This is a genomic window from Actinomadura meyerae (assembly GCF_900188445.1).
In the GTDB taxonomy this organism is placed as follows: Bacteria; Actinomycetota; Actinomycetes; order Streptosporangiales; family Streptosporangiaceae; genus Spirillospora; species Spirillospora meyerae.
In genome coordinates this window covers 113,395-136,100 of sequence record NZ_FZOR01000022.1, presented here as the reverse complement: position 1 = coordinate 136,100, position 22,706 = coordinate 113,395, and the positions used below count along the sequence as shown (strand labels likewise).

The window sequence follows — 22,706 nt, the reverse complement described above, 5'->3', positions numbered from 1 at the left end:
CCCGCAACTGGCCCTGGGCCGACGCCTGGCGGCAGTTGTTCACCACCCTCCACGCCCCACCCGACAGCCGCTGACCTGCCGTTATCCACCGCCCGAGCGGGCCCGACCGGAACCGAACACGTGGAAAAGCTGGGCAGACCAGCCGATCACCCCTGCCCGCGGGCGGCCGACAACTCAACCGTCCTCCCGAAAAGACCGAGAGATCGACCTCGATACACCATCGGTGGATCGAGGCTAAGGCGGCGCCGATGCTGCTTGTCGGCAGGGTGAGCAGTTCTTGCTCGCCGTACTTCGCCGCGAAGCCCAGCAGGAACAGGCCGGGAATGAGGGTGCTGCCGCCGGTGGTCAGCGCGGCGGCCGTGGTGGCGGCGCCTCCGAGTACCAGGATGGTGCGCCAGCCGGGAAGAAACGACGCCGGCAGGAGCACGGCGATGCCGACGATGGCATAGGTCAGCAGCACCTCGCGAGGCTGCAATACGCGGTGCAGTGCGCCGAAGGGGATCAGGAAGCCCAGGCGCGCCAGCATGAGCAGGCGGGGGCTGCGCGTCCGTTGCTGTACGGCGTCCAGGAACAGTCCGAAGCTGAGGCCGAACAAGAACGAGAAGATAGGGAAGAACCGCTGGTGCAGGAGGGTCTCATAGGCCCAGTGGCCCTGGCCGCCCGCCGGGCTCGCTGTTCCCGTCAGGGGCACGGCGTTCGCCAAGGTGATGCCCATCAGCGCGAATCCGCGGAGGACGTCGACCTCGGTGATGCGGGCTGATCGCTGGGCTGTCGGCACGACCCGACGACATCACGTATGGCCGCGGCCGGGCCACTGGGCGAGGTTCTGGAAGAGTTCGGCCTGCTCTATCGCATCGTCCAGGGCGTTGTGGGTGTGCGGCCGGTCGGAGAGCAGCTCGGGCGGCATCTGCCTCTTGGTCGAGCGGACGACCATGGCGTCCGCCTTGGCGGCGTAGAGGGTCTTCAGGTCCAGGTGCCGTGAGTGCCCGAACGGGGAGCCCGCTGAGGCGAAGCGCATCCAGTACCAGTACAGGAACATCCAGTCGAAGCCGAGCGGGTAGGCGACCAGGACCGCTGAGGACGCGTCCGCCGCCGCGGTCGCGCGGGTCACGAAGGCGGTGGCCGCGTTCATCGCCTCGGCCGGCTGCCGGCCCTCGGCGGCCAGCCGGTCGCGGTCCAGGCCGCTGACCGCGAGCGCCTCGGGGACGTAGTCGTCGCTGATCGGTCTCAGTTCCGCGTAGAACGTGGACCCGGCCGGATCGAGCGGCGTGAAGTCGCGTCCGTCGTAGGTTCCGCATGCCGCCAGGCCGAAGCTCAGCATGGAGTACGGGCCCGGGATCGGCCCGTCCGCCTCGACGTCCGCCGAGATGTACAGCTCACGCTTGGGCATCGCCGGCCTCCGCGTCACCGGGGTCGCTCGTGGGGGGCGTGCTGGTCACCCGTACATCATCCCGCACCGTCGTAAGCCCGCACCGTCGCAAGCCCGCACTGTCGTATCGGGCTGCTGTTCTCGTGGGGCGTCCCGTCGGGTCGGGGAGTTAGTCATCATTCTTGACTGTCATCGATCGTTACTATAGTTTCGATGTCAGCAGGCCCCCGGCGAACCGGGGGCGGAGAAGGAGGAACGCCATGGGTACCGCCGGTTTCGACTACGCCATCACCCGCACGCTGGACGCCCCGGTCCAGAAGGTCTGGGACGCCTGGACCGACTCCGACGTCTACGGCAAGTGGGCCAGCGCCGAGGACGTCTCGCTGGACGTCCGGCCGGGCGGCGCCTGGAGCTCGGTCATGGTCATCCCCGGCGGCGCCCGCGTCCCGCTGACGGGCTCCTACGCCGAGGTCGTGCCGCACGAGCGCCTGGTCATGGGGATGGACGTCCCCGGTGGCGGCGGCGAGCAGGTCCTGATGACGCTCGAACTGGCCGCCGAGGGCGACAAGACCAAGATCACTCTGTCCCAGACGTTCGACGGCGCGGAGGAGCGCGACCAGGCCGAGCAGGGCAGCGACATGCTGCTGGACGGCCTCGCCGCGTACCTGGCCGAGGCGTGAACCACGGCGGCGGCACGTGACCGCGGGCGTTGAGCGTCCTCAGCGCCCGCGGTCGCGTCATGAGGGCTGGCAGACGGGGCACCAGACGGTCCGGCGGCCCGAGACCCGTCGGCTGCACAGGGGAGTGCCGCAGCGCGGGCAGGCGGCGCCGGGGTCGTCGCGGACGCCGGTGAGCCAGTCGCGGCGCGGTGGGACACGTCTGGCCTCGACCGAGTCGCGGAGGACGCGGCGGAGGGCGCGGTGCAGGGCGGTCAGTTCGGCCGCGTCCAGGTCGGACGCGGTGCGCAGCGGGTTGACGCGGGCGTGCCAGCAGATCTCGTCGGCCAGGAAGTTGCCCAGGCCCGCGATGACCGTCTGGTCGGTCAAGGCCGACTTCAGGCGTCCGCGGCGGTGCGAGAGGAGTTCGGCGAGGTCGCGCCGGGAGACCTCCAGGGCGTCCGGGCCGAGGTCGGCGAGCATCTGCTCGGCGTCGTCCAGATGGACGCCCTGCAACTTGCGCATGTCCCGGTAGCGCAGCTCGCCGTCCGGGAGGCGCCAGACGACGCGGTCGTGGCGGTGCCGCGGCTCGGCCGGATCGTGCCAGGTGAGCGAGCCGGTCATGCCGAAGTGCAGCAGCAGGACCGGGCCGCCCGCCGGGGCGATCAGCCACTTGCCGTGCCGCCGCGGCTCGGCGAACCGGCGGCCGCGCAGGGCGTCGCCGAGGGCCCGGGCGGTGACGCCGCGCAGGACGCCCGCGTCGAGGACGTCGACCGCGGTGATGGGCTCGCCGGTGTGCGCGGCGAGCACCCGGCGGAAGCCCTCGACGTCGGGGAGTTCCGGCATGGCGGGTCCCTACCCGCCATGCGGCGGATCAGCGGCGGACGACGTAGGGGGCGATGCTGGAGAGCTTCTCGCAGGTCTCCTCGTACTCGCGCTCGGGGGTGGACGCGCTGACGATCCCGGCGCCGGCGCGCAGCCAGGCGCGGCCGTCCTCGCAGTACAGCGCGCGCAGGACGAGGGCCGAGTCGAGGGAGCCGTCGTGGGAGACGGCCACCACGGCGCCGGAGTACATGCCCCGGCGGTCCTCCAGGCGGGTGATCGCCTCGATCGCCTCGGGCTTCGGGATGCCGGACGCGGTGACGCCGGGGAAAAGGGCCTCCAGGGCGTCCCACGGGGTGCGGCCGGGCGCGAGGACGCCGGCCGCGCGGGAGCCGAGGTGCTGCACGCTGCCGCGCTCCTTCACGGACATGAAGTCGGTCACCCGGACGGTCGCGGGGTCGCAGACGCGGCGCAGCTCCTCCAGCGACGTCCGGACCGAGACGGCGTGCTCGAAGATCTCCTTCGGGTCGTTCTCCAGCTCGCGGCGGGTGCGGGCGTCGGCCTCGGCGCCGGCGCCGAACGCGCGGGTGCCCGCGAGGGGCTGGGTCATGACGCGGCCGCCGGCGTCCACGGTCGCGAGGACCTCGGGGCTGAACCCGGTGGCCTGGAAGCCGCCGAGGTCGAGCAGGAACGAGCGGGCCGGGGTGTTCGCCTCGCGGCCGCGCGCGTACGTCGCGACGACGTCGACGGGGTGCGGGACGTCCAGCCGCCGGGACACGATGACCTTCTGGTAGCGGCCCGCGCGGATCTCGGCGACGGCCGCGGCGACCTTGGCGCGGTAGGCGTCGCCGCCGGTGCGGACGTCGACGGGGGAGGGGGTTCCGGCGACCGGGGCGACCCCGGTGAGCAGCTCGGTGAGCAGTTCGGCTGCCCGCGGCGCGTCGGCGCCGGTGACGTGGGCGCGGCCGTCCTCGATCCGGACCTCGGTGCGCGGGACGATCAGGTGCGCGAGCCGGCCGGTCGGGCGGGGTGCGGCGAACTCGAACGCGATCCAGCCGTAGGCGTTCCACGCGGGAAGCGGGGCGTCGGCGAAGCCGTCGCGCAGGGCGTCGGCGGGGCGGCCGGACCAGGGCCCGGTGGACGGCGGGCGCCCCGGCCACCGCACGTGGACGGTGGCGGCGTCGAGGACGACCTCGCCGAGCACGCCGCCCGCGAACGTCCACGAGCCGGGCCGCTCGTAGACCACGTAGTCGCCGAACAGTCCGGATCCGGCCAGCCGGGCCATGACGGCAAGCGGCTCGGCGGTGCATTCCAGCACGAGCTCGGCGGGGTTCGCGTCAGCGCGCAGACCGATGGACAAGGCAGCCAACTCCCTCTCGCGGGGCGGAAGATCAAGTTAGGTAAGGCTAACCTTGTGCGCTCACCATAGGCAAGGCTAACCTAACCCGCGATCATGGAACCGGACGAAAGAGCGGGCGTGCAGACGACGACGGCGCGGCGGCGCGAACTGATGCGGCGGATGATGGCCGAGGCCGGGCTGGGGCCGGGGACGTCCGGGATCGCCCCGCGCGGGTCGGACGGTCCGGCGCCCCTCTCCTACGCGCAGCAGAGCATGTGGCTGCACCACCGGACGTTCCCGGACAGCCCCGCCTACAACGTCTGCCTGCTCGTCCGCATGGACGGGCCCCTCGACACCGGCGCGCTCCGGGAGGCGCTGCGCGCGCTGATCCGGCGGCACGCCGTCCTGCGCACGACGTACGCGGACGCCGACGGGGAGAGCGCCGTCCAGGTCGTCACCGAAGACGACTCCCTCGACCTCCCGCCCGTCGCCTGCGAGGACGCCGAGGCGCGGGCGGCGGAGCTGGCCGCCCTGCCGTTCGACCTGCGCCGCGAGCGGCCGATCCGGCTCGAGCTGCTGGAACTCGGCGAGGACGCGCACGCGCTGGTGCTCGTCGTCCACCACATCGCGTGGGACGGGATGACGTGGAGTTCGCTGTCGCGCGACCTGTCGGCCCTCTACCGCGCGGCCGTGACCGGCGAGCCGGACGGGCTCCCGGCCCTCGGCGTCCAGTACGCCGACTACGCCGAGTGGGAGCAGAGGCGGCCCGTCGACGAGGCCGACCTGGCCTACTGGCGCGAGCGCCTCGACCCGCCGCCCCCGCCGCTCGACCTGCCCGCCGACCACCCGCGCGGCGCCGCCGCGTCCGAGCGCGGCGGGCGCCGGGCGCGCCGCTTCGGCGACGCGGTCACGGAGGGGATGCGGCGGCTCGCCGCCGAGGAGAACCTCACCCCGTACATGGTGATGCTCGCCGCGTACGGCGTCCTGCTGCACCGCTACACCGGGGCCGAGGACGTGGCGGTCGGGTCGGCGGTGATGAACCGGGAGCACGCCGAGGTCGAGCGGCTCGTCGGCAACTTCGGCAACACGCTGGTGATGCGCACCGACCTGTCCGGCGCGCCGACGTTCAGGGAGGCGCTGCGCCGCACCGGCCGGACGGTCACCGAGGGGTTCGCGCACCAGGCCCTCCCGTACGACCGGATCGTCCAGGATCTGCGCCCCGCGCGGGGACGGGGCCGGTCGGCGTTCTTCGACACCATGCTGCTGTTCCTCGCCCAGGAGATCGGCGAGCTCGACCTGCCGGGGATCACGTCGAGCTGGACGCACATCCACAACGGCACGACCCACTTCGATCTGTCGCTGGAGGCGTTCGTCCGGCCGCAGGGCATGGTCGTCGAGGCCACGTTCCGCCGCGAGCTGTTCGACGACGACCGCATCGACGCGCTGCTCGCGCACCTGGAGACGCTCCTCGCGGACGCCGTCGCCGACCCCGACCGCCCGGTCGGCGCCCTGGAGATCATGGGCGAGGACGACCGTGCCCTCATCGAGCGGGCCAACGCCACCGCCCGCCCCGTGCCCCGCACCGACGTGGTGGCGCTGTTCGCCGAGCAGGCCGCCCGCACCCCCGGCGCGGCGGCCGTCGAGGCCGGGGCGGAGTCCCTCACCTACGCCGAGCTGGACGCGCGGTCGTCGGCGCTCGCGGCGGAGCTGCGCGGCCGGGGCGCCGGGGCCGAGAGCGTCGTCGCGCTCGCGCTGCCCCGCACCCCGGACCTCGTCGTGGCGCTGCTCGGCGTCCTGAAGGCCGGCGCCGCCTACCTGCCGCTCGACCTCGACCACCCCGCCGACCGGCTCGCCTACATGCTGGACGACGCGCGCCCGCTGTGCGCGATCGCTACACCGGAGACCGCGGGGCTCCTCCCCAAGACCGCCGAGGTTCTCGTCCTGGACGGTCCCGTCGAGCCGCGGCCGGCGCCGGTCGCGGCGGCGCCGGTGCGTCCCGAGCAGCTCGCCTACGTCATCTACACCTCCGGCTCGACCGGCCGGCCCAAGGGCGTGGAGATCCCGCACGGCGCGCTCGCCAACTTCCTCCTGTGCACCCGGGACCGCCTGGACCTCGGCGAAGGGGACCGGCTCGTCGCGGTGACGACGATCGCGTTCGACATCGCCGCGCTGGAGCTGTTCGCCCCGCTGATCAGCGGCGCGACCGTCGTCCTCGCCGGCCGGGCGGACGTGCGCGACCCCGCCGCGCTCGCCGGGCTGCTCAAGGGCACCACGATCGTCCAGGGCACCCCGTCGCTGCTCGGCACGCTCGACCCGGCCGCGCTGGAGGGCCTGCGGGTGCTGGTGGGCGGCGAGGCGCTGCCCGCCGCGCTCGCCGGGTCGCTGGCCGGGACGGCGGCGCTCGCCACCAACCTGTACGGGCCGACCGAGGCGACGATCTGGGCCACGTCCGCCGACCTGCCCGCGTCCGGCATCGGCACCCCGTTCTGGAACACCCGCGCGTACGTCCTGGACGCGCGGCTGCGCCCGGTGCCGCCCGGCGTGCCCGGCGAGCTGTACCTCGCGGGCGCGCAGCTCGCCCGCGGCTACACCGGCCGCCCCGACCTCACGGCGGAGCGGTTCACCGCCGACCCGTTCGGCCCGCCCGGCTCCCGCATGTACCGGACCGGCGACCTCGCGCGCCGCGCCCGGGACGGGTCGATCGAGTACCTCGGCCGCACCGACGACCAGGTGAAGATCCGCGGGTTCCGGATCGAGCCGGCGGAGGCGCAGGCGGTGCTGGCCGCGCAGCCGGGCGTCGCGCAGGCCGCCGTCGTGGTCCGCGAGGACCGGCCCGGCGAGCCCCGGCTGACCGGCTACTACGTCCCCGCGGGCGAGGCCGGGGGAGAGGGCGGGGCCGGGGGAGAGGGCGGGGCGGGTGCCGCCGCGCTCCGGGAGGCGCTCGCCCGGGTGCTGCCCGAGTACATGGTCCCGTCCGCCCTCGTCGCCCTCGACGCGCTGCCCCGCACGGTCAACGGCAAGCTCGACCGCGCCGCGCTGCCCGCCCCCGAGGCCGAGGTCTCCGGGCGCGCCCCGCGCGACGCCCGCGAGGCCGCCCTCTGCGCGATCTTCGCCGAGCTGCTCGGCGCCGAGGGCGTCGGCATCGACGACGACTTCTTCGCGCTCGGCGGGCACTCGCTGCTCGCCACCCGCGTCGCCGCCAAGGCGCGCGCGGTGCTCGGCGCCGAGCTGTCCATCGCTGACGTGTTCGAGGCCCCGACCGTCGCCGCGCTCGCGCCCCGGCTCGCCGCGACCGACGCGGTCCGCGTCCGCGACGTCGAGCGGCCCGCGGTCGTGCCCGCGTCGGCGGCGCAGCGCGGCCTGTGGCTGGAGGAGAAGCTGCGCGGCCCGTCCGCGTCGTACGCGCTGCCGCTCGGCCTGCGCCTGCGCGGCGACGTGGACGCCGGTGCGCTGGGCGCGGCGCTGGCCGATGTCGTCGCCCGCCACGAGGCGCTGCGCACGCTGCTCGTCGAGGGGCCGGACGGCCTGCCCGTCCAGCGCGTCCTCGGCCCGGACACCGGCGTCCGCCTCGTCCGGGTCGACGCGCGCGGCGAGGCCCCGGAACGCCTGGCCGCCATCGAGCGGGACGCCACCGCGCACGCCTTCGACATCGGCCGCGACCTGCCCGTCCGGGGCACCCTCATCCGGACCGGCGACGACGAGTGGTCCCTGATCCTGCTCCTGCACCACGCCGCCGCCGACGAGTGGTCGTTCACGCCGCTGCTCGCCGACCTGGCGCACGCCTACGAGGCCCGGCGGGACGGGCGGGAACCCGCCTGGGAGCCGCTGCCCGTCCAGTACGCCGACTACGCGGCCTGGGAGCGCGAGGCCGCGCCCGACCCGGCGCCGCAGCTCGACTTCTGGGCGGAGACCCTCGCGGGCCTGCCCGGGGAGACCGTCCTGCCGTTCGACCGGCCGCGCCCGGCGGAGGCGAGCCACCGGGGCGGGCTCGTCCCGTTCCGGCTGCCCGCGGCGGGGCTGCGGCGGCTGGCCCGCGACACCGGGACCAGCGTGTTCATGGTCCTGCACGCCGCCGTCGCCGCGCTGCTCCAGCGGTCCGGCGCCGGCGACGACATCGCGCTCGGCTCGCCCATCGCCGGCCGCGCCGACGAGGACCTCGCCGGCCTCGTCGGGGTGTTCGTCAACCCGCTCGTGCTGCGCACCGACCTGTCCGGCGACCCCGCGTTCGCCGAACTGCTGGAGCGGGTCCGCGCCGCCGACCTCGCCGCGTTCTCCCACGCCGCCGTCCCGTTCGAGCGGGTCGTGGACCGGCTCGCGCCCGAGCGCTCGCTGGCCCGCAGCCCGCTGTTCCAGGTGATGATCGTCCACCAGCGGCTGGACGACGTGCGGCTCGCGCTGCCCGGCGTCCGCGCCGAGCCGTTCCTGCCCGAGACCGGCGGCGTCAAGTTCGACCTCGACCTGTACTTCGCCGAGGGCGACGAGGAGGTGCAGGGGTTCGCGGCGTTCGCCGCCGACCTGTTCGACGCCGCCACGATCGAGGGCCTCCTGGACGGCCTCGCGGACCTGCTCGCCCAGGTCACCGCCGACCCGGGACGTCGGCTGTCCACCCTCGGCGCGCCCGTCGAGCACCCCGGCACCGCGCGGGAGTGGCCGGCCGCGACGGTCGCCGCGCTCATCGAGGAGCAGGTGGCGCGCACCCCCGATCGCACCGCCGTCGTCTTCGGCGGCACCTCCCTCACCTACGAAGAACTGGACCGCCGCGCCGAGGCGCTCGCCGACCGGCTGGCGGCCGCCGGCGCGGGCCCCGAGCGGGTCGTCGCGCTCGCCCTGCCCCGCTCGGACGACTTCGCCGTCGCGCTGCTCGCCGTGCTCAAGACGGGCGCCGCCTACCTGCCGCTCGACCTGTCCTACCCGCCCGCCCGGATCGAGGCGATGCTGGACGCGGTCCGGCCGCTGCTCGTCCTCGGCCGCGACGAACCGCCGCGCGACGCGCCCCGCCGCGCCCGGCCGGACGTGCGCCCCGCCCACCCCGCGTACGTGGTCTTCACGTCGGGGTCGACCGGGACGCCGAAGGCCGTCGTCGGCACCCAGCGCGGCCTCGCCAACCGGCTCGCCTGGGGCCGGGACCTCGCCGCACCCGGCGTGCGCGCCGCCAAGTCCTCGCCCGCGTTCATCGACGGGACGACCGAGCTGCTCGGCGGCCTCGCCGCCGGGGACACGGTCGCCGTCGCCGACGACGCCACCGCGTCCGACGCCGTCGCGCTCGCCGGGTTCATCGAGCGGCACGGCGTCCGGCTCGTCACGCTCGTCCCGAGCCTGCTCGCCGCGTTCGCCGAGCAGGGCCTCCCCCCGTCGGTGACCACGTGGATCAGCAGCGGCGAGGCGCTGCCCGCCGCGCTCGCCGCGAAGGTCCCGGGCCGGCTGGTCGACCTGTACGGGTGCTCGGAGGCGTCCGGCGACAGCCTCGTCGCCGTGCCCGGCGAGGGCGGCCTGACCCCGATCGCCAACACCCGCGCCTACGTGCTGGACGCCGCGCTCCGCGAGGTCCCCGCCGGGGAGCTGTACCTGGCCGGCGACGGGCTGGCGCGCGGCTACCTCGGCGACCCCGCCCGCACCGCCGAGCGGTTCGTCGCGAACCCGTTCGGCCCGCCCGGCTCCCGCCTCTACCGGACCGGCGACCGCGTCCGCCGCCGCCCGGACGGCGGACTCGACTTCCTCGGCCGCGCCGACGACCAGCTGAAGATCCGCGGGTTCCGGATCGAGCCGGGCGAGGTCGAGGCCGCGCTCGCCGCGCGGCCGGGCGTCCGGCGCGCCGCCGTCGCCGCGCACGGGTCCCGCCTCGTCGGGTACATCACCGGCGACGCCGACCCCGAGGAGGTGCACGCGTCGCTGCGCGGGACGCTGCCCGGCCACCTCGTCCCGTCCGAGATCGTCGTCCTGGACGAGCTGCCCCGCACCCCGAACGGCAAGGTCGACCGCCGCGCCCTCCCCGAACCGGGCCGCCCGGCCGCCGGGCGGGCGCCCGCGACCGAGCCGGAGCGCGTCCTCGCCCGGCTCGCCGCGAGCGTCCTCGGCCGCGACTCCGCCGGCGCCGACGACGACTTCTTCCGCACCGGCGGCGACAGCATCAGCGCCGCGCTGCTCGTCGCCCGCGCCCGCCGCGCCGGGCTGTCGTTCACCGTCCGCGACGTGTTCCGGCTCCGGACGGTCGAGGCCCTCGCGCGGGCGGCCGGTTCGGCGCGCGGGGCCACCGCGGGCACCGCGCCCGCCCTCCGCGCCGAACCGGCCGGGGAGCTGCCGCTGTCCCCGCTCCAGGAGGGCCTGCTCTTCCACCTGATGCTCGCGGGCGAGGGCCGCGACATCTACGTCCAGCAGGCCGTGGTGACGCTGTCGGGGCCCGTCGACCCCGCCCGGATGGCCGACGCGGCGCGGACCGTGCTGGAGAAGTTCCCCAACCTCCGCGCCGGGTTCCGGACCGACGGCGACCGCGCCGTGCAGTTCGTCCCCGACGACTTCGAGGTGCCGTGGACGCACGCCGAGGTCCCGCGCGACGGCCTGGAGGCGTTCGTCGACGCGCAGCGCGCCGAGCCGTTCGACCCGGGCCGCCCGCCGCTGATCCGGTTCGCGCTCGCAAGCCTCGCCGGCGACGACCACCGGCTCGTCCTGACCTCCGAGCTGATCCTGCTGGACGGCTGGTCCGGCGGCCTGCTCGTCACCTCGCTGCTCGACGCCTACACCGACGCCGCCGCCGAGCGGGCCCGCCCGGTCGCGCCGTTCCGCGCGTTCCTCGACTGGGTCGGCACCCGCGACAAGGCCGCCGCCGTGGACGCGTGGCGCCGCGCGCTCGACGGCTTCGACGAGCCCGCGCTCGTCCGCCCCGGGCTGGTCGGCAAACCCGCCGACCTGTCGGCCGCGGGGGAGGTGCACCGGCCGCTGCCGCCCGGCCTCGCCGCGCGCCTCGACGCGGTCGCCCGCGACCGGGGCGTCACCCCCGGCACCCTCTTCGAGACGGCGTGGGGCCTGGTCCTGATGGGCCTCACCGGACGCGACGACGTCGTCTTCGGCGCGTCCGTCTCCGGCCGCCACCCGGACGTCGACGGCGTCGAATCCATGGTCGGGCTGCTGTTCAACACCATCCCGGTCAGGGTGCAGGCGGGCCCGGCGGACCCGCTCGCCGCCGTCCTCGACCGCGTCCAGGCCGCGCAGTCCGAGCTGTTCGACCACTCCCACGTCGCGCTCGCCGACGTGCAGCGCGCCACCGGCCTCGGCACGCTGTTCGACACGCTGTTCGTGTTCCAGAACTTCCCCGGCATGCCCACCGACCGGGGCTTCGGCCCCGGCGGCGACCTGCGCGTCCTCGGCCGCGAGGTCCGCGACGCCACCCACTACCCGATCACGATGGTCGTCGAGCCCGGCGCCGGGCTCCGCGTCATGTACCGGGGCGACGCGTTCACCGCAGCGGAGGCCGAACGCGTCACCGACCGGTACGTGGCGGTGCTCCAGCGGCTCGCCGACGCGCCGGAGACCCCCTGCCACCGGCTCGACCTGCTCCTGCCCGACGAGCACGACCGGCTCCGCCGCGACTGGGACGCCGCACGGCACCCCGTCCCCGAGCTGACGGTCGCGGAACTGCTCGCCGCGCGCGCCGCCGAGCAGCCGGACGACCTCGCGCTCGTGTCCCACCCGGACGTCCGCCTCACGTACGGGGAGCTGAACGCCGAGGTCAACCGGCTCGCCCGCCTCCTGCTCGCCGGCGGCGCGGGGCCGGAGCGGGTTGTCGCGCTGGCCCTGCCGCGCTCCGCGCAGATGGTCGTCGCGCTGTTCGCCGTCCTGCGCACGGGCGCCGCCTACCTGCCGCTGGAACTCGACTACCCGGCCGACCGGCTCGACTTCATGCTGCGCGACGCCGCCCCGGCCTGCCTGGTGTCGCACCGCGAGATCGCCGCCGGTCTCGCCTTCTCCGGCACGACGCTCGCGCTGGACGACCCCGAGACCGCCCGCGCCCTCGCCGACCTGCCCGGCACCGACCCGTCCCCCGAGGAGCTGCCGGGCTTCGCCCCCGGCACCCCCGGGCGGCTCGACCACCCCGCCTACGTCATCTACACCTCCGGCTCGACCGGACGCCCCAAGGGCGTGGTGACGCCGTACCGCGGCCTCACCAACATGCAGTTCAACCACCGCGCCAACATCTTCGACCCCGTCGTCGCCACCGCCGGGCGGCGGCTGCGCATCGCGCACACCGTCTCGTTCTCCTTCGACATGTCGTGGGAGGAGCTGCTCTGGCTCATCGAGGGCCACGAGGTGCACGTCTGCGACGAGGACCTGCGCCGCGACGCCGAGGCCCTCACCGCCTACCTGCGCCGGCACCGCGTCGACGTCATCAACGTGACCCCGACCTACGCCCAGCAGCTCCTCGACGAGGGGCTCCTGGACGGCGGGCACCGGCCGCCGCTCGTCCTGCTCGGCGGAGAGGCCGTCCCCGCCTCGGTGTGGGACCGGCTCGCCCGCGCCGACGGCGTGCTCGGCTACAACCTGTACGGGCCCACCGAGTACACCATCAACACGCTCGGCGGCGGCACCGAGGACAGCGCCACCCCGACCGTCGGGAAGCCGATCTGGAACACCCGCGGCCACGTCCTGGACGCGTGGCTGCGGCCCGTCCCGCCCGGCGCGCCCGGCGAGCTGTACATCGCGGGCGACGGCCTCGCGCGCGGCTACCTCGGCCGCGCCGACCTGACCGCCGAGCGCTTCGTCGCCGACCCGTCCGGCCCGCCCGGCTCCCGCATGTACCGGACGGGCGACCTCGTCCGGGTCCGCCCCGACGGCAACATCGACTTCCTCGGCCGCACCGACGACCAGGTGAAGATCCGCGGCTACCGGGTCGAGCTGGAGGAGATCGAGACCGCGCTCGCCGCCGAGCCCGGCGTCGGGCAGGCGGCGGTCGTCGCCGCCGACACCGGCGTGCCCGGGGTGAAGCGGCTCATCGGCTACATCGTGCCCGACGGCGCCCGCGAGGGCGCCGCCGACGAGCAGCTCGCCGAGTGGCGGCAGATCTACGACGCCGAGTACACCGAGGTCGGCACGGTCGTCCACGGCGAGGAGTTCGCCGGCTGGGACAGCTCCTACGACGGCGCCCCCATCCCGCTCGCCGACATGCGCGAGTGGCGGGAGACGACCGTCGAGCGGATCCGCGCGCTGCGGCCCCGCCGCGTCCTGGAGATCGGCGTCGGCGCCGGCCTGCTGCTCACCCGCCTCGCCCCCGGAAGCGAGGAGTACTGGGGGACCGACTTCTCCGAGCCCGTCATCGCCAAGCTCCGCCGCGACCTCGGCGAGGACTCCGGCGTCAAGCTGAGCTGCCGGCCCGCCCACGACACCGCCGGCCTCCCCGAGGGCCACTTCGACACCATCGTGATCAACTCGGTGGTGCAGTACTTCCCGGGCCCCGGCTACCTTCAGGACGTCATCGCCAAGGCGATGCGGCTCCTGGCCCCCGGCGGGGCGCTGTTCGTCGGCGACGTCCGCGACCTGCGGACCGCCCACTGCCTGCACGCCGCGATCCAGCTCGGCCGCGGCGGCGGCGACCTCGGCGCCGTCGAGCGCGCCGTCCGCATGGAGAAGGAACTCCTCCTCGATCCGGCGTTCTTCACCGCGCTGGACGGCCCGGCCCGCGTCGACGTCCTCATCAAGCGCGGCACCCACCACAATGAGCTGACGCGCCACCGCTACGACGTCGTCCTCCGCAAGGACGCCCCGCCCGCCCCGCCGACCCCGGTCGTCGACTGGACGACCCTCGACGACCTCAGGGCACGAGTGCTCAGGGCACATCCCCCGGGCCCGCTGCGGGTCCGGGGGATCCCCGACCCGCGGCTGTCGGGCGAGACCGCCGCGCTGCGGACGCTGCGCGACGGAGGAACGGCGGACGAGGCCAGGAGGGCACTGGAAACCCGCGAAGGGGTCGAGCCGGAGACCCTCCACGCGCTGTTCCCGGACGTGGTACTCACCCCGTCCGACCAGCCCGGCCGCTACGACGCGGTGTTCGGCGGGGGAGCGGCCGGCCTCCCGGCGGAACCGGGGCGACCCCCCGGGGCGTACGCCAACAACCCGGTGGCGGCGCGCGACCACGGCGTGCTCGCCGCCCGCGTCCGGGAGGGCCTCAAGGCGCGGCTGCCCGGCTACATGGTGCCGAGCGCGGTCATGACGCTGGACGCGCTGCCGCTCACCGTCAACGGCAAGCTCGACCGGCGCTCCCTGCCCGACCCCGGGCGGGAGGGGCCGCGCAAGGCGGGCAGGCCGCCGCGCACCCCCGTCGAGCGGCTGCTGTGCACGCTGTTCGCCGAGGTCCTGGACGCCCCCGGCGCCGGGATCGACGACGACTTCTTCGACCTCGGCGGCCACTCGCTGCTCGCCACCCGGCTCGTCGGCCGCGCCCGCGCGGTGCTCGGCGCCGAGCTCGCGATCCGCGACCTGTTCGAGGCGCCGACCGTCGCCGGGCTCGCGGAGCGGCTGCACCGCGCCGCCCGCGCGGAGCCCCGGCCCGAACTGGCACCGCGCGAGCGGCCCGAGCGGATCCCGCTGTCGTCCGCGCAGCGCCGCCTGTGGCTGCTCGACCAGCTGCTCCGCGAGGACGACGGCCCGCGCGGCGCCTACCACCTGCCGCTCGCGGTGCGGCTGCGCGGCGACCTCGACCGCGCGGCGCTGGAGGCGGCGATCGGCGACGTCACCGCCCGGCACGAGAGCCTGCGGACCGTCTTCGCCGAGCACGACGGCACCCCCTACCAGCGGATCCTGCCCCCGGAGGAGGCGCGGCCCGTACTGGAGGTCGCCGGCTGCGCGCCCGAGGACGTCATCGCCCGGCCGTTCGACCTGTCGCGGGACATCCCGCTGCGGGTCGCGGTGTTCCCGGAGGGGGAGCGCGAGCACCTGCTGCTCGCCGTCTTCCACCACATCGCCTTCGATGAGTGGTCGTTCGGGCCGTTCGCCCGCGACGTCGCCGAGGCGTACGCCGCCCGGCTGGACGGCCGGGCCCCGGCGTGGGAGCCGCCGCCCGTCCAGTACGCCGACCACGCGCTGTGGCAGCGGGAGCTGCTCGGCGACCCCCTCGACCCCGGCAGCGTCCACGCCCGGCAGCTCGACCACTGGGCCCGCGCCCTCGCCGATCTGCCCGAGGAGATCCCGCTGCCGGTGGACCGGCCCCGCCCCGGCACCGTCGGGCAGCGCGGCGGCACCCTGACCGCCGAGCTGCCGCCCGGCCTGGCCGGGCGGCTGCGCGGGGTCGCGCGGGACGCGAACGCCAGCATGTTCATGGTCTGCCAGGCCGCCGTCGCCGCGCTGCTGCACCGCACCGGCGCCGGCGACGACATCCCGCTCGGCAGCCCCGTCGCCGGGCGCACCGAGGAGGCCGCGCGGGACCTGGTCGGCTTCTTCGTCAACACGCTCGTGCTGCGCGCGGACGTGTCCGGCGACCCGTCGTTCGCCGAGCTGCTCGCCCGCGTCCGGGAGGCCGTTCTCGCCGGGCTCGCCCACCAGGACCTGCCGTTCGAGGCGGTCGTGGAGGCGCTGCGCCCCCGCCGCGTGCCCGGCCGCAACCCGCTGTTCCAGGTGATGGTCGGCTACGAGAACCAGGGCGTCGGCGACGTGCGGTTCCCCGGCCTGGAGCAGCGTGAGGCGCTGTTCGGGCCGGGCGCGGCCAAGTTCGACCTGGACTTCATCTTCCGCGAGGACGGCGGCGGGCTGCGCCTCATCGTCGACTACTCCGCCGACCTGTTCGACCGCGGCACGGCCGCCGCGCTGGCGGACGGGCTGATCGGCGTGCTGGAGGCCGTCGCCGCCGACCCCGCCGTGCGGGTCGGCGCGCTGCCCGCCGCGCTCACCGCCCGCACCGTGACGGAGGCGGCCGCCCCCGTCACGGTGCGGGGAGCCGACGACCGGGAGGCGGTGCTGTGCCGGATCTTCGCCGCCGAGCTCGGCGTCCCGGAGGTCGGCCCGGACGACGACTTCTTCGACCTCGGCGGGCACTCGCTGCTCGCCATGCGGCTCGTCCGGCGGATCAGGAGGGAGCCCGGATGCGCGGACCTCAAGATCGCGACGCTGATGGCGGCGCCGACCGTCGCGGGGCTGCTGGCCCGGCTCGGCCCGGCCGGAGCGGGCCGGGGCGAGCCGCGGTGAGCGGGGATGAGCCGCCGGTGAGCCGGGGTGAGCCGGGTCATACCAGCCCGCCCATTGCGTGGTTAGGTGAGGCTAACCTAAGATCCCTGATCAGCAACCCTCCACGAAGAACCTGGAAGGACACCGGTCCTCTATGCGCACCATGATGCGGCGCCTGGCCGCCACCGCCGCGCTCGTGCTGAGCCTCGGCACGGTCGCGGCCTGCGGCGACGACGATCCCGCCGGCGACTCCACCGGCGGCGGGTCCGCCGGGGCGTTCCCGGTCACCGTCACCCACAAGCTCGGCACCACGAAGGTCGAGTCCGCGCCGAAGCGGATCGTCGCGCTCGGCGAGATCGACCAGGACGTGCTCCTCGCGCTCGGCGTCGTCCCGACCGCCATGGCGGAGCTGACCGGCGTCCAGTCCGACGGCCTCGCGCCCTGGAGCGCGCCGAAGCTGACCGGCGCCAAGCCGAAGCTGCTGAAGGCGGGCGAGGCCGGATACAACCTGGAGGAGGTCGCCGCGCTGCGGCCCGACCTCATCCTGGCGGCCGGCGACTACTACATCGACAAGGAGTACGAGAAGCTCTCCAAGCTCGCCCCGACCGTCGCCTACCAGACGGGCCCGGCCGAGGACACCTGGCAGCAGATCACCCTCCAGGCCGCCAAGGCCATCGGGCGCGAGGACGACGGCAGGAAGCTCGTCGCCGACGTCGAGGCCAAGGTCGCCTCGGTGAAGACCGCGCACCCCGAGCTGGAGGGCAAGGGCTTCGCGTTCACCAGCGTCTTCCCCAACGGCAACATCGGCGTGATGAAGTCCAAGGAGGACACCAGCGTCAAGCTGCTCCAGCAGTTCGGCATGAAGCTGCCCGAGCAGATCGCGAACCTCCCCGGCGACGGCTTCGCCGCCGAGCTGAGCATGGAGAAGGTGTCCGTGCTCGACGTGGACGTCCTGCTCAGCAACTTCAACAACGACGCCGCGACGCAGAAGAAGATCGAGGGCAGCAAGCTGTTCGGCGACCTCGCCGTCGTCAAGCGCGGCTCCTACGTGCCGCTCGACCTCAAGGCGTTCTGGCCGCTGCGCACCCCGACGCCGCTCGCCGTCCCCTACGTCGTCGACACCATCGTCCCGAAGATCGCCGAGGCCGCCGGCAAGGTGAAGTCCGCCTGATGCAGGAGGAGCGCATGCAGCCCCGCGTCCACGACGTGGTCGGGATCGGCTTCGGCCCGTCCAACCTCGCCCTCGCCGTCGCCCTCGCCGAAGAGGACGAGCGGCGGGGGGAGGACGGCACCGGCGTGGACGCGGTGTTCTTCGAGAAGCAGCCGGGGTTCGGCTGGCACCGGGGCATGCTGATCGACGGCGCCACCATGCAGGTCCACTTCCTCAAGGACCTGGTGTCGCTGCGCAACCCGGCGAGCCGGTACTCCTTCCTCGCCTACCTGCACGCCCGCGGCCGGCTGGTCGACTTCGTCAACCACAAGACGATGTTCCCGACCCGGGTGGAGTTCCACGACTACCTCGAATGGGCGGCCGCCGCGTTCGCCGACCGCGTCCGCTACGGCTCGGAGGTCGTCGCGCTGCGCCCGCGCGACGACGAGGTGCTGGAGGTCGTGGTGCGCCGCGACGACCGGCTGGAGACCCACCTCGCCCGCAACGTCGTCATCGGGGTCGGGCTCGAACCTGTGCTGCCCGAGGGCGTCCGGGCGGGCGAGCGGATCTGGCACACCGAGGACCTGCTGACCCGGCTCGGCGAGCGCGACGGCTGGAACCCGCGCCGGGTCGTCGTGGTCGGCGCGGGGCAGAGCGCCGCCGAGGCCGTCGAGTACCTGCACCGCACCTACCCGGAGACGGAGGTCTGCGCGGTCTTCGCCCGCTACGGGTACTCGCCCGCCGACGACAGCGCTTTCGCCAACCGCATCTTCGACCCGGCCGCCGTCGACCACTACTACGCCGCGCCCGCCGACGTGAAGCGGATGCTGTTCGAGTACTCGCGCAACACCAACTACTCGGTGGTCGACCTCGACCTCATCGACGAGCTGTACCGGCGCTTGTACGCCGAGAAGGTCGCGGGCACCGAGCGGCTGCGCGTCCTCAACGCCTCCCGCGTGCTGGACGTCCGCGACGACGGCGGCGCGGTGCGCGTCCGGGTGGGGTTCCTGCCCACCGGCGAGGCCGCCGACCTCGACGCCGACGCTCTGGTCTACGCCACCGGCTACCGCGAGCGGGACCCGTTCGACCTGCTCGGCGAGGCGGGCGGCGACTGCCTCGCCGGACCGGACGGGCGGCCCGTCGTCGAGCGCGACTACCGCGTCGCCACCGCCCCCGGCCGGTCCTGGGGCGTCTACCTGCAGGGCGCGACCGAGCACACGCACGGGATCGCCTCGTCGCTGCTGTCCATGACCGCGGTCCGCACCGGGGAGATCGTCCGGTCCATCGCCCGGCGCTCGGCGGGCGTGACCCCGGCCGTCTAGAGAGCCGCCAAGAGAGCCGCCAAGAGAGCCGTCAAGAGAGAAGGAAGGCGCGATGACCAATCCGTTCGACGACCCCGACGGGACGTTCCGGGTCCTCGCCAACGCCGAGGGCCAGCACTCGCTGTGGCCGGCGTTCGCCGACGTCCCGGCCGGCTGGACGACGGTCTTCGGGCCCGAGTCGCGCTCGGAGTGCATCGGCTACGTCACGGCCAATTGGAAGGACATCCGGCCGCGGAGCCTGGCCGGCTGACCTCGGGCGGACGGCGTGCCCCGCGCCGCCCGCCCCTCCGTGCGCCGGCCTCCGTCCGTCAGCCTCCGTCCGTCGGCCCCCGTCCGTCAGCCCGCCGGCAGGGACGGCCGGGCCGCGAAGAACTCGCCGATCATCCGGCTGGCGTAGGACGGCCACTCGTGGCCGCCGCCCTGCTCGGTGCACAGCGCGACCAGCTGCGGGCCGGGCCCGGTGCCGACGCAGCCGTCCGGCCCGCCCGGGACGGGCCACGACAGCGCGGGCAGCCCGTTCACCCAGCGCCAGAACTCCATGACGATCTGCACGGCGATGAACGGGAAGTGGACGTCGGCGTCCATGTTCCCGCCGCCCGTGTACGGGACGGACGGGTCGAGCGTCCCGTGGAAGGCGAGCACCGACACCGGCTTCGCCGGGGTGCAGCCGATCGCGAGGGCGCCCGACACGACGGCGATGCCGGCGAGCCGCTCGGCGCGCTGGCAGGCGTACCGGTAGGCCATCCCGCCGCCGTTGGAGAAGCCGGTCATGAACACCCGGCGCCGGTCGGCGACGCCCTGCTCCACCAGCGTGTCGATCAGCTCGTCGAGGAAGGCCATGTCGTCGATGCCCGCCCAGCGGGCGAACGAGCAGCACGCCCCGGCGTTCCACGTGCCGAGGAAGCCCTCGGGGTAGGCGACGGCGTAGCCCTGGGCGTCGGCGACCGCGTCGAGCCCGCTCTGCCTGCGGACGTACTCGGGGTCGTTCAGGCCGCCGTGCATGGCCACGATCAGCGGCAGCGGCTTCCCGGCGGGGCGGCCCGGCGGGAGATGCAGCAGGTAGGGGCGGTCCCAGCCGCCCATGGCGATGGTGTGCTTCGTTGTGCCAGGAGCGTCCTCGGAGGCCCCGGCGGGCAGGGGGTGGGCGACGAGCGCGGCGAGCACCGCCACGATCGCCGCCGCCCGCGCGGCGATCTTCATGGCCCCGATCTAACGCTTGGTACGCGCGCGCGGCTACGCACCCGCGCGCAGAAAAGATCGGTGCTTTTTCGCGCGCAAGTGCGTAGCGGGCCGCCGCGCTACGACCCCGCGCCGGAGCCGGTCTCCGCGGCCTCGGTGATCTCCGCGTCGGGCTCGCCCCGGCCGGCGTGCGCGTCGACCTCGGCCTGGTTCCGCTCCGCCTCGGCGAGGTCGCGGTGCCCGAGGGCCAGGACGCCGATGCCGAGCGCGATCACGCCGGCGCCGATGGCGAACGGGACGTGGATGTTGGTGTGCTCGACGAGCCGCCCCGCCGCGTAGGGGGCGAGACCGCCGCCGATGAACCGGACGAACCCGTAGGCGGCCGACGCGACGGGCCGCTCCACCGGCGCGATCACCATGACGGCCTGTGTGGTGACCGTGTTGTTCACGCCGATGAAGATCCCCGCGACGATCACGGCGGCGATCAGCACCGCCTGCGAGTCCACGAAGATTGCGATCACCGCGACGTTCACCGCGAACAGCGCCAGGTTGCCGTAGAGCGTGCGCGCCAGGCCGAACCTGCGCTGCAGCAGCGGCGCGCCGAACACCGAGAACAGCGCGACGAGCAGCCCCCAGGCGGTGAACACCAGGCCGAGCCGCATCGCGCTCAGCTCCATCGGGAACGGCGCGTACCCGAGGACGGTGAAGAAGCCCCAGTTGTAGCAGAGGGCGGTCAGGCTCATGATCAGCAGGCCGCGGTGCCGGAGCGCCTTCACCGGGTCGGCGATCGAGGTCCTGCGCGCGGGTCTCGGCTGCGGTTCGACCAGGACGACGGTGGCGACGAGCGCGGCGGCCATCAGCGCGGAGACGCCGTAGAACGGCCCGCGCCAGCTGATGTCGCCGAGGACGCCGCCGAGCAGCGGCCCGACGGCGATGCCGAGGCCGAGCGCGGACTCGTAGGCGATGATCGCGCCGCCGAGCCCGCCGCTCGCCGACGCCACGATGACGGCGAGGGAGGTGGCGATGAACAGCGCGTTGCCGAGCCCCCAGCCGGCCCGGAACCCGATGATCCCGGAGATGCTGCCGGACGTCCCGGCGAGGGCGCTGAACACCACGATGAGGGCGAGGCCGGCGACGAGCGTGCGCTTGGCGCCGATGCGGCTGGACACGAAGCCCGTCACCAGCATCGCGACGGCCGTCACCACCAGGTAGCTGGTGAACAGGAGCGTGACCTGGCTGGGGGAGGCGTCCAGGTCCTCGGAGATCGCGGGCAGGATCGGGTCGACGAGCCCGATGCCCATGAACGAGATGACGCAGGCGAACGCGACGGCCCAGACGGCCTTCGGCTGGCGGAACGGGCTCTGCGCGGCCGCCCCGCCCTGCATGGCTGGTTTCATTCGTGCTCTCTGGTGGTCGGTCGGGTTTGCGGGGACACCGGCTTCCGGTCTACCACCGGTTCATATGTTAGTCAAACTAAGTATCGCCCGGGCATCGCCGGCCGCCGAGGACGGCGGCGCCGGCACCGGCGGGCCGGACTGAGTTCCGCCGTTGAAAACCGACCGGTCGGTATGGTCTTATCGGCGGCGCATACCTTTCGGACGGCGAGGAGAGACGATGCCGGTGTTCGAGGAGGCGGGCGTCCCCGGGCTGCCGCTGGACCGGTTCCGGGAGTATTTCGACCGCGTCCGGCCGGGCGGCGCCTCCGGACCGCTGCGCGCGCGGGTCGTGGAGGGCGGGCGGTCCAACCTCACCTACGAGGTGACCGACGGGCGCTCCGCGTGGATCGTGCGGCGTCCGCCGCTCGGGCACGTCCTCGCCACCGCCCACGACATGGCGCGCGAGTACCGGGTCATGACCGCGCTCGCCGGCACCGCCGTGCCCGTCCCGGCGACCTACGCGCTGTGCGAGGCCCCGGACGTGCTCGGCGCGCCGTTCTACGTGATGGAGAAGGTGGAGGGCGTCCCGTACCGGAGCGCGGCCGAGCTGGCGCCGCTCGGGCCGGACCGGGTCGCGCGCATCGCCGAACGGATGCTCGACACGCTCGTGGACCTGCACGGCGTCGACCCGGCGGCGGTCGGCCTCGCCGGCTTCGGCCGCCCGGAGGGCTTCCTCGCCCGCCAGGTGCGGCGCTGGAAGAAGCAGCTCGACGCGTCCCGCAGCCGGGACCTGCCCGCCGCCGACGAGCTGCACGCGCTGCTCGCGGCGAACACGCCGCCGGGTTCGGCGCCCGCCATCGTGCACGGCGACTACCGGCTCGACAACCTCCTCGTCGACTCCCGCGACCGGATCGCGGCCGTCCTGGACTGGGAGATGGCCACGCTCGGCGACCCGCTGACGGACCTCGCGCTGCTGCTCGTCTACCTCGGGCGCGGCGCCCCGGCGCCCGGCGGCAGGGACGCGTCGAGCGCGCCCGGCTTCCCCGGGCCGGACGAGGTGGTGGCCCGCTACGCCGCGCGCAGCGGCCGCGACGTGTCCTCGATCGGCTTCTACGTGGCGCTGGCCTGCTTCAAGCTCGCCGTGATCTCCGAGGGCATCCACTACCGGTACCTGCGCGGCCAGACCGTGGGGGAGGGGTTCGGCAGGGTCGGCGCGACCGTCGAGCCGCTGCTGCGCGCGGGCCTCGCCGCGCTGCGCGACGGCTCCCCGCCCCCCGGCCGCCCGCGGCCGGGACATTGACGGCGGCGGACCGCTGAAATTATGGTGAACCGACCGGTCGGTATGTGCG

11 protein-coding genes and 1 pseudogene are annotated in these 22,706 nt (G+C 74.7%); 6 read left to right on the top strand and 6 right to left on the bottom strand.

Annotated features, from left to right (window positions below; all coding sequences use genetic code 11):
* Positions 1-778: pseudogene (locus CHF16_RS22510) on the bottom strand (hypothetical protein); the annotation flags it as partial.
* Between the two features lie 12 nt (positions 779-790).
* Positions 791-1,390 carry a 3'-5' exonuclease family protein gene (locus CHF16_RS22505; RefSeq protein ID WP_089328075.1) on the bottom strand — a complete coding sequence of 200 codons (600 nt, stop codon included), beginning with the start codon at positions 1,388-1,390 and terminating at the stop codon, positions 791-793.
* Between the two features lie 239 nt (positions 1,391-1,629).
* Here CHF16_RS22505 and CHF16_RS22500 point away from each other — a divergent pair, with 239 nt between their 5' ends.
* Positions 1,630-2,049, top strand: a complete 420-nt coding sequence (locus CHF16_RS22500) for an SRPBCC family protein (protein ID WP_089328074.1) — start codon at positions 1,630-1,632, stop codon at positions 2,047-2,049.
* Positions 2,050-2,106: 57 nt separating this feature from the next.
* Here CHF16_RS22500 and CHF16_RS22495 read toward each other — a convergent pair whose 3' ends face one another.
* Both CHF16_RS22495 and CHF16_RS22490 read right to left on the bottom strand, forming a co-directional pair.
* Complete coding sequence (locus CHF16_RS22495) at positions 2,107-2,871, bottom strand: Fpg/Nei family DNA glycosylase (RefSeq protein ID WP_089328073.1); 765 nt, start codon at positions 2,869-2,871, stop codon at positions 2,107-2,109.
* A 28-nt stretch (positions 2,872-2,899) separates the two neighbouring features.
* Entirely contained in the window at positions 2,900-4,207 is a 1,308-nt protein-coding gene (locus CHF16_RS22490; protein ID WP_245869017.1) for a salicylate synthase, read from the bottom strand.
* 117 nt (positions 4,208-4,324) lie between these two features.
* Between CHF16_RS22490 and CHF16_RS22485 the strand changes: the two genes are divergently transcribed.
* The 4 genes from CHF16_RS22485 (at position 4,325) to CHF16_RS22470 (ending at position 19,052) form a co-directional block, all read left to right on the top strand.
* Positions 4,325-16,351, top strand: a complete 12,027-nt coding sequence (locus tag CHF16_RS22485) for a non-ribosomal peptide synthetase (protein ID WP_179271651.1) — start codon at positions 4,325-4,327, stop codon at positions 16,349-16,351.
* A 133-nt stretch (positions 16,352-16,484) separates the two neighbouring features.
* The gene (locus CHF16_RS22480) at positions 16,485-17,501 is read left to right on the top strand and encodes an iron-siderophore ABC transporter substrate-binding protein (RefSeq protein WP_218826780.1); all 1,017 of its coding nucleotides are present in this window, start codon (positions 16,485-16,487) and stop codon (positions 17,499-17,501) included.
* Positions 17,501-18,802, top strand: coding sequence for a lysine N(6)-hydroxylase/L-ornithine N(5)-oxygenase family protein (locus CHF16_RS22475; protein WP_089328071.1), 1,302 nt, complete (start codon positions 17,501-17,503; stop codon positions 18,800-18,802). Before CHF16_RS22480 ends, CHF16_RS22475 begins: the two co-directional genes overlap by 1 nt.
* Before the next feature lie 52 nt (positions 18,803-18,854).
* The gene (locus CHF16_RS22470; RefSeq protein ID WP_089328070.1) at positions 18,855-19,052 is read left to right on the top strand and encodes an MbtH family protein; all 198 of its coding nucleotides are present in this window, start codon (positions 18,855-18,857) and stop codon (positions 19,050-19,052) included.
* A gap of 86 nt (positions 19,053-19,138) precedes the next feature.
* Here CHF16_RS22470 and CHF16_RS22465 read toward each other — a convergent pair whose 3' ends face one another.
* Positions 19,139-20,002: a CE1 family esterase gene (locus CHF16_RS22465; protein ID WP_089328069.1), complete on the bottom strand. Its 864-nt coding sequence runs from the start codon at positions 20,000-20,002 to the stop codon at positions 19,139-19,141.
* 98 nt (positions 20,003-20,100) lie between these two features.
* On the bottom strand, positions 20,101-21,378 hold the full coding sequence (locus tag CHF16_RS22460; RefSeq protein WP_245869014.1) for an MFS transporter: 1,278 nt from the start codon (positions 21,376-21,378) through the stop codon (positions 20,101-20,103).
* Positions 21,379-21,595: 217 nt separating this feature from the next.
* On the opposite strand from CHF16_RS22460, the gene CHF16_RS22455 reads away from it, so the two are divergent.
* The gene (locus CHF16_RS22455; protein WP_089328067.1) at positions 21,596-22,657 is read left to right on the top strand and encodes a phosphotransferase family protein; all 1,062 of its coding nucleotides are present in this window, start codon (positions 21,596-21,598) and stop codon (positions 22,655-22,657) included.
* Positions 22,658-22,706 lie beyond the last annotated feature (49 nt).